At 62.4% G+C, this 17018-nt stretch carries 12 protein-coding genes; 3 read left to right on the top strand and 9 right to left on the bottom strand.

The annotated features are described in order from the left end of the window. Positions 1 to 306: 306 nt before the first annotated feature. Positions 307 to 1281 carry a malate dehydrogenase gene (locus IE091_RS13330; protein WP_039183870.1) on the bottom strand — a complete coding sequence of 325 codons (975 nt, stop codon included), beginning with the start codon at positions 1279 to 1281 and terminating at the stop codon, positions 307 to 309. A gap of 201 nt (positions 1282 to 1482) precedes the next feature. Between IE091_RS13330 and IE091_RS13335 the strand changes: the two genes are divergently transcribed. Both IE091_RS13335 and IE091_RS13340 read left to right on the top strand, forming a co-directional pair. Then, positions 1483 to 2574, top strand: a complete 1092-nt coding sequence (locus IE091_RS13335) for an efflux RND transporter periplasmic adaptor subunit (RefSeq protein WP_189463854.1) — start codon at positions 1483 to 1485, stop codon at positions 2572 to 2574. Then, positions 2558 to 5641 (top strand): efflux RND transporter permease subunit, encoded by a 3084-nt coding sequence (locus IE091_RS13340; protein ID WP_189463855.1) that lies wholly within the window; start codon positions 2558 to 2560, stop codon positions 5639 to 5641. The genes IE091_RS13335 and IE091_RS13340 overlap by 17 nt, the downstream gene beginning before the upstream one ends. Before the next feature lie 771 nt (positions 5642 to 6412). Here the strand turns inward: IE091_RS13340 and rsd are convergent. The 7 genes from rsd to IE091_RS13375 form a co-directional block, all read right to left on the bottom strand. Next, positions 6413 to 6901: a sigma D regulator gene (gene rsd / locus IE091_RS13345; protein ID WP_039183827.1), complete on the bottom strand. Its 489-nt coding sequence runs from the start codon at positions 6899 to 6901 to the stop codon at positions 6413 to 6415. Positions 6902 to 7016: 115 nt separating this feature from the next. After that, positions 7017 to 7538, bottom strand: a complete 522-nt coding sequence (locus IE091_RS13350) for a disulfide bond formation protein B (protein WP_189463856.1) — start codon at positions 7536 to 7538, stop codon at positions 7017 to 7019. Beyond that, a complete protein-coding gene (gshA, locus tag IE091_RS13355; protein ID WP_189463857.1) occupies positions 7535 to 9175 on the bottom strand; it encodes a glutamate--cysteine ligase in 1641 nt (546 codons plus the stop codon). The genes IE091_RS13350 and gshA overlap by 4 nt, the downstream gene beginning before the upstream one ends. A gap of 139 nt (positions 9176 to 9314) precedes the next feature. Next, positions 9315 to 11669, bottom strand: a complete 2355-nt coding sequence (locus tag IE091_RS13360) for a Tex family protein (protein ID WP_189463858.1) — start codon at positions 11667 to 11669, stop codon at positions 9315 to 9317. Positions 11670 to 11758: 89 nt separating this feature from the next. Continuing rightward, positions 11759 to 12172, bottom strand: a complete 414-nt coding sequence (gene rnk, locus IE091_RS13365; RefSeq protein ID WP_039183820.1) for a nucleoside diphosphate kinase regulator — start codon at positions 12170 to 12172, stop codon at positions 11759 to 11761. A gap of 134 nt (positions 12173 to 12306) precedes the next feature. After that, positions 12307 to 13659, bottom strand: coding sequence for an NADP-specific glutamate dehydrogenase (gdhA, locus tag IE091_RS13370; protein WP_189463859.1), 1353 nt, complete (start codon positions 13657 to 13659; stop codon positions 12307 to 12309). Between the two features lie 189 nt (positions 13660 to 13848). Further along, positions 13849 to 14079 carry a DUF1127 domain-containing protein gene (locus tag IE091_RS13375; RefSeq protein ID WP_229800839.1) on the bottom strand — a complete coding sequence of 77 codons (231 nt, stop codon included), beginning with the start codon at positions 14077 to 14079 and terminating at the stop codon, positions 13849 to 13851. A gap of 111 nt (positions 14080 to 14190) precedes the next feature. Here IE091_RS13375 and IE091_RS13380 point away from each other — a divergent pair, with 111 nt between their 5' ends. Then, on the top strand, positions 14191 to 15051 hold the full coding sequence (locus tag IE091_RS13380; RefSeq protein WP_189463861.1) for a LysR substrate-binding domain-containing protein: 861 nt from the start codon (positions 14191 to 14193) through the stop codon (positions 15049 to 15051). 115 nt (positions 15052 to 15166) lie between these two features. On the opposite strand, the gene IE091_RS13385 is transcribed toward IE091_RS13380, so the two are convergent. Next, on the bottom strand, positions 15167 to 16723 hold the full coding sequence (locus tag IE091_RS13385; protein ID WP_100731819.1) for a phosphoenolpyruvate carboxykinase: 1557 nt from the start codon (positions 16721 to 16723) through the stop codon (positions 15167 to 15169). Between the last annotated feature and the right edge of the window lie 295 nt (positions 16724 to 17018).

Here is a 17018-nt window from a genome sequence, read left to right on the forward strand (position 1 = left end):
AGGGGGCTTCAGCCCGCGATGATTCAAGCTCTCAGCCTATTCAGGCAGTCGCCCAATGAAATTGGCCTCCCACAGAGATGAAGCCACCGAACGACAATATGCCACTACCACCCTCGTCGCCCTCATCGGCAACGCTCTCGCGTTGCTTCGCGGGTGCGTTCCGCTTACGCCGCGCTACGGGGTCACCCACTCAAGCTATCCCGCAAGCGACATAACGTTCCATCCAAACCCATTACGCTGAGCATAAAAAACCCCGCAAGCATGGCTTGCGGGGTGGGTGCGGTTGGCGAGTGCCAAACGGCGTACTTAGCCGAGCAGGTGCTCTACAGCAGCGCGCTCTTCGCGCAGTTCTTTTTCCGTGGCTTGCATCTTCTCTTTGCTGAACGCATCGAGTTCGAAACCTTGTACGATTTCGTACTTGCCACCCTGGCAGCGCACCGGGTAGGAGTAGATGATGCCTTCGGCGATGCCGTAGCTGCCGTCGGAGGGGATGGCCATGCTGACGATACCGTCGCAGCCCAGCGCCCAATCACGCATGTGGTCGATGGCGGAAGACGCAGCGGAGGCGGCAGACGAGGCGCCGCGTGCCTTGATGATGGCGGCACCGCGCTGCTGTACGGTCGGGATGAAGTCGTTTTCGTACCAGTCGCGCTCGACCAGATCGAAAGCGGCTTTGCCGTCTACCTTGCACTGGGCCAGGTCCGGGTACTGGGTAGCACTGTGGTTGCCCCAGATGATCATGTTTTCGACGTCGGTGACGTGCTTGCCGGTCTTCTGTGCCAGCTGCGTCAGGGCGCGGTTGTGGTCCAGACGGGTCATGGCGGTGAACTGGCCAGCGTCCAGGTCCGGCGCGTTGCAGGAGGCAATCAGCGCGTTGGTGTTGGCCGGGTTGCCGACGACCAGCACTTTCACATCGCGGCTGGCGTGGTCGTTCAGCGCTTTACCTTGTACGGAGAAGATAGCGGCGTTGGCTTCCAGCAGGTCTTTACGCTCCATGCCGGGGCCACGCGGACGAGCACCTACCAGCAGAGCGAAGTCGGCATCCTTGAACGCCACGTTGGGATCGTCGGTGGCGACGATATCTTGCACCAGCGGGAACGCACAGTCGTTCACTTCCATGACCACGCCGTTCAGCGCGCCCATGGCTTGGGGAATTTCGAGAAGCTGGAGAATGACGGGCTGATCCGGCCCCAGCATGTCGCCAGCGGCAATGCGGAAAATAAGAGAGTAGCTGATCTGGCCGGCACCGCCGGTAATCGCAATACGTACTGGATCTTTCATCATTGCTCCTTGATGGTTCGCCTAGTGAAGGTTCGCCTGGTAAAGATTCGCGCACCGATGTTATGCCCACACGCCTAAAAACTCAATCAGACTTGAGACTACTACCCATTCGCGCGGCGGCTTGGTACTCGCTGAGCGGCAGCACTTGCGCTATGGTGTGACGGGTTGCGAGCCCCTCTTTATTTGGAACAGTGACTCCTCATGCGAAGAATCCCCCCCTCTTATGCACTGGCTAGCCTGCTGGTGCTGGCCCTGGTGGTATGGCTTGCCCTGGGCGACTTTCAGCGTTTTCAGTCCGCCCCTGTAGAAAACCGCGAGAGCAACGGCGAGACCTTGGCTCGGGTGGAGGTCTCGACCCAGCCCAGCACGCTCTACATTCCTCAGGTGGTCGTTCAAGGCCAGCTGGCGGCCGCTCGCGAGGCGGTATTGCGCGCCAACGTGGCGGGCCTGGTGGCGGAAGCCCCCATCACCCAAGGCGAGCGCGTTCAACCGGGCGAGACGCTGCTGGTACTGGAGAGCGATGCCCTGCCAGAGCGCCTGCAGCAGGCACGCGATGAGCTGGCCCTGGCGCAGGCCGAGTACGCGGGGGCCCAGAACCTGCGCCGTCGCGAGCTGATTTCCCAGCCCGAGCTGCTGCGCTTGCAAAGCGCACTCAGCGCCAGCGCGGCCCAGGTGGCTCAACTGGAGAAGCAGCTACGCGATACCCGCCCCAGCGCTCCGTTCGAAGGCGTGCTGGACCGAGTACAGGTGGAAATCGGCGACCTGCTGCAGCCCGGAGAAGAGTGGGCGCGTCTGGTCGATGACCGTCGCCTGAAAGGAGAGGCCTGGGTGTCCCAGCAGCAGGTAGGCACTCTGAGCGAAGGGCTGCCGGTGACGGCCCGCCTGTTGAATGGCGGCGAGCTGACTGGCGAAGTGAGCTATATCAGCCGCCGTGCCGATGAAGCGACCCGGACGTTCTATGTGGAAGTCATCCTCGACAACCCCGAGCGCCAGCGGCTGGCAGGCGGTAGCGCCGAGCTGACCATCACCCTGCCCCCTCGCGCCGTGCATACGCTTTCGCCTGCGCTGTTCAGCCTGGATGAGCGGGGCCAGCTGGCCATTCGGCACCTGGATGCCGAAAACCGCGTGGTGCAGTCTGCCGTGGAGCTGGTCAGTGCCGACACCCAGCGCGCCTATGTCAGCGGCCTGCCCGACCCGGTCACGCTGATCACGTTGGGGGCTGGCCTGGTCAGCCCTGGTGAGGAAGTCACCCCCGTGCCTGCCCAGGAAGGTGGTCATGCGCTCACTCATTAATGCCGCGCTGACCCATACGCGCACCACCCTGTTGCTACTGGTAGGGCTGCTGCTGGCTGGGCTCACGGCCTGGCAGGTGATCCCCAAAGAAGCCAACCCGGACGTCACCATCCCGATCATTTATGTCTCGCTCTCGCTGGAGGGGGTCAGCCCGGAAGATGGCGAACGGCTGCTGATTCGCCCGATGGAACAGGAGCTGCGGGGCATTGCCGGGCTGCGCAAGTTCACGGCGCAGTCCAGCGAGGGGCATGGCTCCGTCACGCTGGAGTTCGACCCGGGCTTCGATCCGGACACGGCGCTTTCCGACGTGCGGGAACGGGTAGACATTGCACGTAGCAGCCTGCCCACCGAAGCCGACGAACCGAGGGTCATGGAGGTCAACGTCTCGGAGTTCCCGGTCTTGAGCATCGGCCTTTCAGGGGAGCTGGACACCCGCGAGCGCATTGCCATCGCCCGCCGCCTGAAGGAGGAGATCGAAGGCATTGCCGACGTGCTGGAGGTGGACATTGCCGGTGACCGTGAAGACCTGCTGGAAATCGTCGTGGACCCGCTGGAGCTGGAGAGTTACGGGGTCGATTTCGATGCCTTGTTCAACCAGGTCTCGCGTAACAATCGGCTGGTGGCCGCCGGCAGCCTGGATACTGGCGCAGGCAGGCTGGCGCTGAAGGTGCCCGGCATCATCGCTGCCCTGGAAGACGTGATGAACATGCCCGTGAAAGTAGAGGGCGAGCAAGTGGTCACGTTCGGTGACGTGGCCTGGATTCACCCCACCTACAAAGAGCCCGAAGGCTTTGCGCGTATCGACGGCCAGCCTGCCGTGGTGCTGGAAATCTCCAAACGCGCCGGGGCCAACATCATCGCCACCATCGACGCCGTGCGGGACCGCTTTGCGGAGGCGCAAACGCTGTTACCCGAGCAGCTACGGGTGACGACCATCCTGGACGAGTCGGTCACCGTGCAGAACATGCTCTCCGAGCTGCTCAACAACGTGCTGACTGCGGTGGTGCTGGTACTGGTCGTGGTGGTCGCCGTGATGGGCTGGCGTATGGCACTCCTGGTCGGGCTGACCATTCCAGGGGCTTTCCTGACCGGTATTCTGCTGGTCTGGGCCTTTGGCTTCACTCTCAACATCGTGGTGCTGTTTGCGCTGATTCTGGTAGCGGGCATGCTGGTGGACGGTGCCATCGTGGTCAGCGAGCTCGCCGACCGCCATCTGCACGAGGGGCAGACGGCTCATCAGGCGTGGCTGAACGCCGCGTCGCGGATGAGCTGGCCGGTGATTGCCTCCACGGCAACCACATTGGCGGTGTTTCTACCGCTACTGTTCTGGCCCGGCGTCGTCGGCCAGTTCATGAAGTACCTGCCCGCGACGGTGATTCTGTGCCTGCTGGCCTCGCTGGTCATGGCACTCATCTTCCTGCCCACGCTTGGGCGGCTGTTTACCCGTACCGCCAAGGCCAGCGGTGCAGGCACTGGCCCGCTGGATGAAAGCACTGCGATGGGCCGAGGCTACCGCCATTTGCTGAGCCGATTGCTGCGCTACCCCGGCTGGGTGCTGGCCTTTGCTATGCTGCTGATCGCACTGCTGTATACCGGCTATGCGCGGTTCAACCACGGCGTGGATTTCTTCCCCAACGTCGAACCCGATAGCGCCCAGGTGCTGGTACGCGCCCGGGGCGATTTTTCCGCTCAGGAAACCGACGCCATTTTGCGCCGCGTGGAGCAGCGCCTGGGCGGCCTGGGTGAAGTGGAGGCTCTCTACGCACGCTCTTTTGCAGTGCCCGACCAGCAGATGGGCAGCGACGTGGTCGGCATGCTGCAGTTCCAGTTCATTGATTGGTATCAGCGCCGTCCGGCGCGCACCATTCTGGCGGACATGGCTGAGCGCACGGCGGATATTCCGGGAATTACCCTGGAATTCCGCGAGCAGGAAATGGGCCCCGGCGGCGGCAAACCCATCGTGCTGGAAGTCAGCGCCACGGACCCAGACGTTGCCGATGCGGGGGTCGACCAACTCACCCGACTGATGCGTGAGCTGGGCGGCTTCGTGGATATTCAGGACAACCGCAGCCTGCCCGGGGTGGAGTGGCAGATCACCGTGGATCGTGAGGCCGCCGCCCGCATGGGGACCGATATCACCACCATTGGCAGCGCGGTTCAGTTGCTCACCACCGGCCTGCAGGTGGCCAGCTACCGCCCACCCACGGTGAGTGACGAGGTCGATATTCGCGTACGCCTTCCGGAACACTGGCGCACGCTGGACCAGTTGGAGCGGCTCACCATCAATACTTCCCGTGGGCAGGTGCCGATTTCCCATTTCGTGGAAATCGCCCCGGCGCCCAAGGTGGGGACATTGAACCGCATCGATGGCCGCCGCGCGATTACGTTGGAAGCGGATCTGGCGCCCGGCTACCTGGCCGATGAGCGCCTGAGAGCCCTGCTGACCGCTGGCCAAGGCCAACTACCGGATGGCCTGATGGTCAATGTGGCTGGCGAACAGGAGGATCAGCAGGAGTCGATGCAGTTTCTGATCAGTGCCTTCCTGATTGCCGTAGGATTGATGGCGCTGATTCTGGTGACCCAGTTCAACAGCTATTACCAGGCCGCGCTGGTGTTGTCCGCCATCGTGTTCTCCACGGCGGGCGTACTCATGGGCCTGCTGATCACCGGCCAGGCCTTTGGCATCGTCATGGTAGGCATGGGCGTGATCGCGCTGGCGGGCATCGTGGTCAACAACAATATCGTCTTGATCGATACCTACAACGAGCTGCGCCGCGACGGCATGCCACCTCCTCAGGCAGCCCTGGAAGCAGGCTGCCTGCGCCTGCGCCCCGTCCTGCTGACCGCCATCACCACCGTGCTGGGGCTGATGCCCATGGTGCTGGGAGTCAACGTCAACCTCTTCACCCCCGCGCTCGGGTTCAACGCCCCCTCCGCCCAGTGGTGGACACAAATGTCCAGCGCCATCGCCGGTGGATTGACGTTCGCCACCTTCCTCACCCTGCTGCTCACCCCCTGCATGCTGGTGATCGGCGGCCGCTTACGGCGGGAGAAAGATCTCGGATAAAACGCGCCCCACCCCGCTACGGGCACCCCCATTTGCATCGTTGGCGCCGCACCCGTAGCGCGGCGTAAGCGGAGCGCACCCGCGAAGCAACGCGGAGAGCGTTGCCGATGGGGGCGCCGGGGGTGGTGGTGGCGTTTTGTGATTCGAGGGCGTGTTTGTGGTTCGGTGACGCTACCGGGGCGGCTGGCGCCGCCTTCGCGCCGGGCCGCCTCCGCGGGTGCCTCTTTCGCTCGTTGCTCTCGCTCAGTCGTTACGCCGCGCTACGGAGGTATCCGTGCCCGTGCCCCCATACCCAATGTTGGCGACATACCGTAGCGCGGCGTAAGCGGAGCGCACCCGCGAAGCAACGCGGAGAGCGTTGCCGATGAGGGCGACGGGGGTGGCGGTGGCGTTTTGTGGTTCGAGGGCTCGGTGGGTTCGGTGACGTCATCAGGGCGGCTGGCGCCGCCTCCGCGCCGGGCCGCCGCTGCGGGTGCCTCTTTCGCTCGTTTCTCTCGCTCAGTCGTTACGCCGCGCTACGGGGGTATCCGTGCCCGTGCCCCCATACCCAATGTTGGCGACATGCCGTAGCGCGGCGTAAGCGGAGCGCACCCGCGAAGCAACGCGGAGAGCGTTGCCGATGAGGGCACCGGGGGTGGCGGTGGCGTTTTGCGATTCGAGAGCGTGGTGGGTTCGGTGACGCTATCGGGGCGGCTGACGCCGCCTCCGCGGGTGCCTCTTTCGCTCGTTGCTCTCGCTCTTTCGTTACGCCGCGCTACAGGGGGCGCGGCATTAAGCGGGAGATTTGATCTGTTGGGGGCTGTGGGCTGCGTGGAGGCGTGCGATGAGCTGATCCTCCAGGGCGAAGCGTTCGGTGAGCCCTTTGGCGAGCCGGTCGATCCAGGCGGGCAGCCGGGCCAGGTTTTGCTGGCAGCGTACCGGGGTGGCGAAGTCTTCGTCGAACTCCAGCACCATGGCGGTAGACATTTCGAGCCTTTCCAGCAACAGGGCCGCGATTTGCAGGGCTCCTTCATCTTCGAAGGCCTTGGCTTCTTCGGCCAACTGGGGGTAGATCTCGAAGTGGCCCGCGCTGATGTAATCCATCAGCAGTTCGCTGAAGGTGTCGATGCGCGCCTTGCTGACGGCTTCGAGTTCCGCATCGCAGGCTTCCTTGAGCTCAATGAAGCTGACCAGTAGTGCGCGCCGTTGATCCAGCCAGCGGTCGATCAGGCTGTGTACGCCCCCCCAGCGCTCCAGGGCATTTTTGCAATCTTCGAGCATGGGGCTTCTCCTTGCTGATAGCCGCCTTCATCAAGGCTAGACTCGCTGTTCCTTCTAGCCCTGTCAATGCAGGCGGGCACGATTTCCTTGATACTGCCGAGTGTGCCTTGAATAATCAACGCTTGGCTAACGTACCCTGCCCTGTCACGGCCAGCCATAACATATGTAACGGTACCAGGGCGAGAATGAGGAACCCGACCAGCGTCCAGCCAGGCAGCGACAGCCCCAACAGCATGAAGTCGATTTCCGCGCACTCGCCGGAGCCGGTGAGCACCATGGCCACGACTTCCTGCATGGGCAGAATATCCATCATGTATTCCAGGCCGGGGCCACAGCTGGGCACTTCATCGGCGGGCAGCCCCTGTAGCCAGACATGGCGGCCTGCGATGAACGCCCCGGTACCCACCGCCGCCAAGCTGAGCACGCCATATAACCCCTTGCCGAAACGGCCGCGGGGGTTATGAATGGCAGCCACGGCCAGTACCAGCCCGGCGGCGATGACCGCGACGCGCTGGAAGATGCACAGCGGGCAAGGCTCCAGCCCGCCAATGTGTTCCAGTCCTAGCGCCACGGCCATCATCAGGATACAGAAGGCAACGCCGAGTAGCGCGACCGGACGAATAGTTGATGAGGTCATTGCCCATCCTCAGGTGTAATGGCCGATAGCGCTCGCGATTCCCGCGCCTTGGCGAAGTAGTTTTCCAGGAAGGTACTGAAGCTTTCTTGATCCGCGGCTTCGATATCACGCTGCTGCTGGTGCGAGGTGTCGATGAGCTGTGCCAGCAGCGCTTCCCGTGAACGCAGCATGGGGGTGCTCTTCAAGGCCTCTGCCTGTTCTTGGGCCATGCCCAGCAGAGTCTCGCTGAGCGAGCCGTTGCCGGATTGCAGCTTCGCCAGCAGTTGCGCAGAGGGCGTCAGCTCGGGCTGGCGCAAACGGGGCTGTAGCGCCGCCAGGGCGGCCGCATGGGGAGCGTCGTCTTCCACGGCGTCCAGCAGCCGAGCGACCTCGGCCATTTCCGCGAAGATCTGCTCGCCCCACTCGGGGAGCGTCACCGATTCCCCCTGACGCACGAGACGCAGCTCAGGGTCACGCCCCCGCTCCACCACCAGGCGACGGTTGTCATCCAGGCGGTCACACTCTTCATCGGAAATCCAGGGGCTGTCGCTGAGCAGACACCACATCAGGAAGGTGTCGACGAAGCGCATCTGCACTTCCGTGACGCCCAGCGGATCGAAGGGATTGAGGTCCAGACAGCGCACTTCGATGTACTCGACGCCACGAGCTTCGAGTGCCTGGCTCGGGGTTTCGTTGTGCCGCGCCACGCGTTTGGGGCGAATATCGCTGTAGTATTCGTTCTCGATCTGCAGAATATTGGCATTGAGCTGCTGCCACTCATCGCCTTGCCGAACGCCCAGCGCTTCATAATCGGGCCACGGTGTGGAAATCGCATGGCGCAGGGTGTTGACGTAGTTGGAGAGCGAGTTGAAGCAGATTTTCAGCTGCGACTGGACCTTGTTCTGATACCCCAGGTCGGACATGCGCAGCGTGGTAGCGTAGGGGGCGATATAAGTATCGTCACCGAGCGGCTGCAGCTTGTCCGGCACCTGCCCGCTGGGCAGGAAGCTCTTGTCCACGGCGGGAGACGCACCGAATAGATAGAGCAGCAGCCAGCTATGGCGACGGAAGTGACGAATCAAGCCAAAGTAGCGCGTCGAACGGTAGTCGTTGAACGGTACGTGGGTGGCTTTTTCCATCTCGCGCAGGGCGTACCACATGTCTTCAGGCAGCGAGACGTTGTAGTGCACCCCGGCAATGGCTTGCATGATCCGCCCGTAGCGCACGTCGAGCCCTTTGCGGTAAACGTGCTTCATGGTGCCCACGTTGGAGCTGCCGTAGTCGGCAATCGGCACGCTGTCGTTACCGGAGAGCCGGGAAGGCATGCTGCCAGGCCAGATCCACTCGTTATCGAGATGGTGATAGGTAAAGGTATGCAGATCGGACAGGAAGGCCAGCGCCTCCTTGGGTTCCGAATACACCGGGGTGATGTACTCCAGCAGCGCTTCGGAGTAGTCGGTGGTGATGTGCGGGTGGGTCAGCTTGGAGCCCAGCGCCTGGGGGTGTGGGGTCTGTGCGATATGGCCCTGCGCATCGACCCTTAGCCCCTCTTTTTCTAGCCCGCGACGCAGCCGCCCCAAACGACCCAGACGGGCGCTGGGGAGCAGGCGCTCGACCTGAGCGGTCAGCGACGTAGGCACCGTGAGTGGTTCAGACAAGGTGAACACTCCTTGTTGATAAGGCCTGCATGACGCAGGCCTTGTGGAAACCGGCGGGCGTGACCATGAGCTGTATCCTACCTGATAGGGAATAGTGGGCAGGATATGGCGGCAACCCTGTGTTTTTCAAGACACGCGACTATTTGCCCCGCTTGGCCTTCAACAACGCGGCACCCAAGGCACCCATGGCCGCCGGTGCATTGCCCTGCTGCTGCCCCTGGCGCTGGCCCGATTGACGGCTGCTGCGCGCAGGCTTGCGGGGCTCCTGAGCGGCGCGGCTGCCGTTTTGCTCAGGCTGCTCTGGTTCATCGCTGAGACGCATGGAAAGCCCGACTCGCTTGCGGGGAATATCGACGCTCATCACTTTGACGGTAACGATGTCGCCCGCCTTGACCACGCTGCGCGGGTCGTCGATGAACCGCTCCGACAAGGCCGAGATATGCACCAGGCCATCCTGATGAACCCCGATATCCACGAACGCGCCGAAGTGCGTCACGTTGGTCACCGTGCCTTCCAGCACCATGCCCAGGGTGAGGTCCTTGAGCGTTTCCACGCCTTCGCGGAACTCCGCCGCCTTGAACTCCGGGCGCGGGTCTCGGCCTGGCTTGTCCAGCTCCTTGAGAATGTCGCTGACGGTGGGCACCCCGAAGCGCTCATCGGCGAAATCGGCGGGCTTCAGCGCCTTGAGGGTGGCGCTGTCGCCAATCAGGCCCTTGAGGTCACGCCCGCTTTGCTTGGCGATGCGCTCGACCAGAGTATAGGCCTCTGGGTGGACGGCGCTGGCATCCAGCGGGTTGTCGCCATTGCTGATACGCAGGAAACCGGCGCACTGTTCAAACGTCTTGGGCCCCAGACGGCTGACGCCGAGCAGCTCCTTGCGGCTTTTGAAGGCACCCTGCAGGTTGCGCTGCGCGACGATGTTTTCGGCCATCGCGGCGCTCAAGCCAGCCACTCGGGAGAGCAATGCGCTGGAGGCCGTGTTGAGGTCCACGCCCACCGCGTTCACACAATCTTCGATGACGGCTTCCAGGCTGCGCGAGAGCTGCACCTGAGAGACGTCGTGCTGATACTGACCTACCCCGATGGATTTGGGCTCGATCTTCACCAGCTCGGCCAGCGGGTCCTGCAGGCGGCGGGCAATCGAAACCGCCCCCCGGATGGTGACGTCCAGATCGGGCAGCTCACGGGCCGCGTATTCCGACGCCGAGTACACCGATGCCCCGGCCTCCGACACCATGACCTTGCTCAGCGGCTGCGCGGGCGCCAGCGCCTTCACCAGTTCCCCGGCCAGCTTGTCGGTTTCACGGCTGGCGGTTCCGTTGCCCACGGCAATCAGCTGCACGCGATGCTGCTTGACCAGCCGCGCCAGCACCTCCAGCGATTCGTTCCAGCGGTTCTGGGGAGCGTGGGGGTAAATGGTGGCCTGGTCGATGAACTGACCGGTGGCATCGATGACCGCTACCTTGCAGCCGGTACGCAGGCCGGGGTCCAGCGCCAAGGTGACTTTCTGCCCCGCCGGGGCCGCCAGCAGCAGGTCTTTCAGGTTGGCAGCAAAGACATCGATGGCGGTCTGCTCGGCCTGTTCGCGCAGGCGGCCCAGCAGCTCGGTTTCCAGTGCGGTGTAGAGTTTGACACGCCAGGTCCAGCGCACCACTTCGCCCAGCCACTTGTCGGCCGGGCGCCCTTCATCGCGAATACCGACCTGACGGGCAATGGCCACCTGGGCAGGATGCACCGGGGCGTCTTCTTCACCGGGCAAGCGAATGGCCAGCCCCAGAATCCCTTCGTTGCGGCCACGGAACATGGCCAGCGCACGGTGCGAGGGCACCTTGGCGAGTTTTTCGTCGTGCTCGAAGTAATCCGAAAACTTGGCGCCTTCCTGCTGCTTGCCTTCCAGCACCCGGGCGCTCAGCTCGCCTTCCTGCCAGAGCCGCTCACGCAGCTGGCCGATCAGCTCGGGGTCTTCGGCAAAGCGCTCCATCAGAATCTGCTTGGCACCGTCGAGGGCGGCCTTGGCATCTTCGATGGCCGGCACTTCCCCTTCTGCCGGGCGCAGGTAGCGTGCCGCTTCGTTTTCCGGGTCGAGGGTGGGGTCGGCCAGCAGCGCATCCGCCAGAGGTTCGAGACCGGCTTCCCGGGCAATCTGGGCTTTGGTGCGGCGCTTTTTCTTGAACGGGAGATAGAGGTCTTCCAGGCGCTGCTTGGTGTCGGCGGCCTCGATAGTGGCCTTGAGCGCGGGGTCCAGCTTGCCTTGTTCATCGATGGCCGCCAGCACGGCTTCGCGCCGCTCTTCCAGTTCGCGCAGGTAACGCAGGCGCTCATCCAACTGGCGCAGTTGAGTATCGTCCAGCGCGCCGGTCACTTCCTTGCGGTAGCGGGCGATGAAGGGCACGGTGGCACCGCCATCCAGCAATTCCACCGTGGCCAGGACTTGTTCAGGTCGTACGCCCAGCTCTGACGCCAGGCGCGCAATAATCCGTTGTTTGACATCCATAACGTGCAACCAGCTCATGCAGCATTCGAGGTGCCGACACGGTACCACAAAGCACCTGTGCTGGCATGGCTTGCGCGCCCGAGACCGCCCTAGCGGTGGAATTGCTTCTCCCGCTCGGGCTGCCAGAAGATGGCATCCACCCGCAGCTTCACGTCGGTGGCATTGGGTAGCGGCCATTCGATGACATCGCCCACCTTCAGGCCAATCAGCGCGGCTCCGATCGGCGCCATGACGGAAATACCGTCTTCCACGCTGGCCAGCGCATGGGGATAGACCAGCGTGCGGATCATTTGCCGCCCACGGGTCAGGTCGGTGAAGCGGATCTGGCTATTCATGCTCACGACGTTATCGGGAATGTCCTGCGGGTCGAGCACCTCACCGCGCAGCAGCTCTTCTTCGAGCAATTCCGCCACCATCTGATCCTTTTCCGGTGCTTGATCGATCAGTCGCTGCAGACGCTCTGCATCGAGACGGTTGATGATGATTGGAGGACGCTGCCCCATGGTCTCTCTCCTTGATGATACCGACCATAAAAAACAGCCCTTCCCCAAAGGGAAAGGACTGTGGATATCCGCTATATGCAGGATAGCTTATTTAAAGTGGCCCGGTAACTCAATCGACCAGGCCACCCACATGATCAGGTAACGCCCTGCTCGATCATGGCATCGGCCACCTTGCGGAAGCCTGCGATGTTGGCACCGAGCACCAGGTTACCGGGTTCGCCGAACTCTTCTGCCGTGTCAGCACACTGCTGATAGATATCGGCCATGATGCGCTTGAGCTTGTCATCGACCTTCGCTAGCGACCACTGCTCCATGCTGCTGTTCTGGGCCATTTCCAGCTGGCTCGTGGCCACGCCACCGGCGTTGGCGGCCTTGCCAGGGCCGTATGCGAGCCTGGCGGCAATAAAGCGCTCCACTGCCGCCTTGGTAGAGGGCATGTTGGCCCCTTCACTGATACAGCTCACCCCGTTGGCGATCAGCGCCTGGGCATCCTGTTCGGTCAATTCGTTCTGGGTGGCACAAGGAAACGCTACCTGCGCCGGTAGACGCCATACGGCATGGCCATCGGCGGGGTAATCCCGTGCCGCCACATAGTGTGCCTCAGGGTGCTCGTGCAGATAAGCTTCCAGAGAAACACGCTCGACCTCCTTCAGACGCTTGAGCAGCCCCAGGTCGATGCCTCGCGGGTCGTGAATCATGCCCTTGGAATCACTGCAGGTCACCGGTAGCGCACCGAGTTCCAGCAGCTTTTCGATGGTATAGATGGCGACGTTGCCCGCGCCGGACACCAGGCAAGTCTTGCCTGCCAGACTCTCCCCCCGGGCGGCCAGCATGTTCTGGGCAAAGTAGACCGCGCCGTAGCCGGTGGCCTCCTTGCGCCCGAGCGAGCCGCCCCAATTCAGCCCTTTGCCGGTCAGCACCCCTTCGTAACGCCCGGTCAGCCGCTTGTACTGGCCAAACAGATAGCCAATCTCGCGGGCGCCCACGCCGATATCGCCGGCGGGCACATCGCTATGGGGCCCCACGTGGCGGTACAGCTCGGTCATGAACGACTGGCAGAAGCGCATGATCTCGTTGTCCGACTTGCCCTTGGGGTCGAAGTCCGCGCCGCCCTTGCCGCCGCCAATCGCCAGGCCGGTCAGCGCGTTCTTGAAGATTTGCTCGAACCCCAGAAACTTGATGGTGCCTGCGGTCACGCTGGGATGAAACCGCAGACCCCCTTTATAAGGCCCCAGGGCCGAGTTGAACTGCACTCGATACCCTTTGTTGACCTGCACCCGACCCTTGTCATCCAGCCAACTGACACGGAACATGATCTGCCGTTCAGGCTCGATCATACGCTCGATGATACTGTGCTGGTGATAGTGCGGCGAGCGCTCGAACAGGGGGCGCAAGCACTCGAGCACTTCCTCGGTGGCTTGATAGAACTCGGTTTGGGCAGGGCTACTCTTGGCTAGCCGCGCAAGGGTGTCATGAACGTAGGGCATGGCGTCGTACCGTTACCGTAATGAGACTGTCGTTATGCTGGCCAGCGCATGACGGTATTTAACTGTGACGGCGTTTTTCTGCATACCCTATGCCGGTTTGGTATGGGCAAAAAACCGGCTGCAACTCGACTAAAGTCGCACTTTTTTTGCCCACTATTGGTGCATTAACCAAATTTTATAAACGTTGCTTTAACGACGCCAGCCGCGATCATCCCAAAAAGGGCGCTTGGCTTCACGCTGTACGACTTCACGACTCAAGCCAATGTCCTTGAGCAGGTCATCGTTGAGCTGCTGTAGTGCATAGCGCTCGCGACGCAGTTGCCGCCATCGCGCCAGCCTGACCCGCCAAGGGGTGCGGCGGCGTTCCACCACGTTCGGCTGCCGCTCTGATAATGCGTGACGCTCGTTTACACAGGTCATGATGCGCTCCATGTCGATCTCTCCTTCTGGGTGTGGAAGAAGTATCAAAGAGCGCCTAAAATCAATCCAACGAATACTTCTTATGCGTAACATCAGGCAGATTGATATCTCATGGCAATGTTACCCACCATCGATCATGAACTGCTGCGCACCTTTGTGGCGATTGTCGACCAGGGCGGCTTTACCCGCGCGGCGCAGACGGTCAACCGCACCCAGTCGGCGGTAAGCATGCAGATGAAGCGCCTGGAGGAGGATATCATTCAACGCCCCCTCTTCGTTCGCCAGAATCGGCAGCTACTGCTGACCAGCGAAGGCCATACGCTGCTGAGCTATGCGCGCAAGATTCTCTCGCTACAGGGTGAGGCGCTGACGCTCTTGCGCCAGCCCGATATGGTGGGTCGTGTGCGCCTGGGCGTGCCCGACGACTACGTCATGCGCTTTCTACCGGGGATCCTGAAAACCTTCTCCCAGGCATGGCCACTGGTGGATGTCGAGGTGCACTGCGCTCCTTCATCGGTACTCTCACGACAGCCCCCGGACAGCCTCGACCTGATCATCATGACCCGGGAGGTAGGCGATGAGATCGGCACGCTATTGAGACGCGAACCCACCGTCTGGGTGACGGCCGCCGACCACGCCATCCATCTACAAACGCCGGTGCCACTGGCCATGTTCGAAGCCCCCTGCTTCTGCCGCCGCCATGCCTGCCATGCGCTGGACCGCGCGGGCAAGACCTATCGCGTGGCTTACAGCAGCCCCAGCCTGGCCACCTTGCAGGCCGTGGTCGGGGCTGGGCTGGCCGTTTCTGCCTGGATGCACAGCCTGGTCACCCCCGACATGCTGATTCTCGGCAGACAGGAGGGCTACCCTGCTCTCCCCGAGGCCTCCATCGTGCTGCAACGCACTTCCCAGACCCAGTCACCGATCATCGATAGCCTCGCAGAGCACATTGCGGAGGGGTTTCGTTTGTAAGGGCCTGTACGCCCGGGCGAACCGGTCCAGGATGGCCTGACGGAAGCACAAAATCACAAGCACAAAAAAGGGAGGATGCCAGGCATCCTCCCTTGAAGCGATGAAACAGCGAGTATCAGGTCAGCTGCGGGCCAGCTTTGATGATCGCTTCGTTGACGCCTTCGAACTTCTTGAAGTTGTCCACGAACTTGGTGGCCAGGTCTTGCAGGTGACGGTCGTAGGCGTCGCGGTCGGTCCAGGTGTCGCGGGGGTCCAGCAGGCTGGAATCCACGCCCGGCACGGCCAGCGGCACTTGCAGGTTCAGGCCGTCGATGTGCCTGGTCTCGACATCACGCAGGATGCCTGACTGAATCGCGCTGATGATGGCGCGCGTGGTGGGGATCGAGAAGCGCGAGCCGCCTTCACCGTAGGCACCACCGGTCCAGCCAGTATTCACCAGGTACACCTGGGCGTCTTTCTTTTCGACACGCTTGATCAGCAGGTCGGCGTATTCACGGGCCGGACGCGGGAAGAACGGCGCGCCAAAGCAGGTAGAGAACGTTGCCGCCAGACCTTCGGAAGAGCCCATTTCCGTGGAGCCGACCTTGGCGGTGTAGCCCGACAGGAAGTGGTAGGCCGCGGCTTCCTTGGACAGGATGGACACCGGCGGCAGTACGCCCGACATGTCGCAGGTCAGGAATACGATGGCGTTGGGCTCACCCGCCAGGTTTTCGGCCACGCGCTTCTCGACGTGCTCCAGCGGGTACGCGGCACGGGAGTTCTGGGTCAGACTGTCGTCGGCGTAGTCCGGCTCGCGGCGGTCATCCAGCACGACGTTTTCCAGCACGGTGCCAAACTTGATGGCGTTCCAGATGACCGGCTCGTTCTTCTCGGAAAGGTCGATGCACTTGGCGTAGCAGCCGCCTTCCATGTTGAAGACGATGCCGTCGCCCCAGGCGTGCTCGTCGTCACCAATCAAGAAACGCGCCTGATCCGCTGAGAGCGTGGTCTTGCCGGTGCCTGAGAGGCCGAAGAACAGGCAGGTTTCGCCATCTTCACCCACGTTGGCAGAACAGTGCATCGGCAGCACGTCGGCGGCGGGCAGCAGGTAGTTCTGCACCGAGAACATGGCTTTCTTCATTTCACCGGCGTAACGCATGCCGGCGATCAGCACCTTGCGCTCGGCAAAGTTGATGATCACGCAGCCGTCGGAGTTGGTGCCATCACGGTTCGGGTCGCACTCGAAGCCTGCAGCGTTGAGGATGGTCCACTCTTCCTTGGCGGCCTGGTTGTAGGCCAGCGGGCGCACGAACATGGTGCGGCCAAAGAGGTTTTGCCAGGCCGTTTCCGTGGTGACACGTACCGGCAGGTAGTGGGTGTTGTCGCTGCCCACGTGCAGCTCGGCCACGAAGCGCTCACGGCTTTCCAGGTAGTCTTCGACACGCGCCCACAGCGCCGAGAACTTCTCGGCGTCGAACGGGCGGTTGACGCTGCCCCAATCGATGCTGTCACGGGTGGAGGGCTCATCGACGATAAAACGGTCTTTCGGTGAACGCCCGGTGCGTACGCCGGTGTTGACTACCAGGGCTCCGTTCGCCGAGAGGCGACCTTCACCACGGGCCACGGCGCGCTCGATCAGTTCGGCGCTGCTGAGATTGACGTGGGCTTGAGGAGCGGCTTGAGTCGTGGTCATGTCGATTCCTGGGCCTTGCGGCCGTTTATCTCGTTTACCGGGCGTCGTACGACGCCTTTAAAAGTCATCCCAACCACTCGCGAACGGGCTGGGCGCGCTGAAGTCCGGCGCATTATGGCAAAAAGAAAGCCCCCGGGAAACGGGGGCTTCTCGCAAATATCTTGTAGTTAAACTACTACAATGACACTACATTTTGTGTTGCAGCGCAGTATATTTTCAAACAACCGTTTGCTGGGTGCGCCGAGCGCATTGTCTCCTCTGGGGTGGCGCCAGGCGGCCTGGAAGCCCACCCCAT

Origin of the sequence: Vreelandella hamiltonii (assembly GCF_014651775.1) — a bacterium.
Lineage (GTDB): Bacteria > Pseudomonadota > Gammaproteobacteria > Pseudomonadales > Halomonadaceae > Vreelandella > Vreelandella hamiltonii.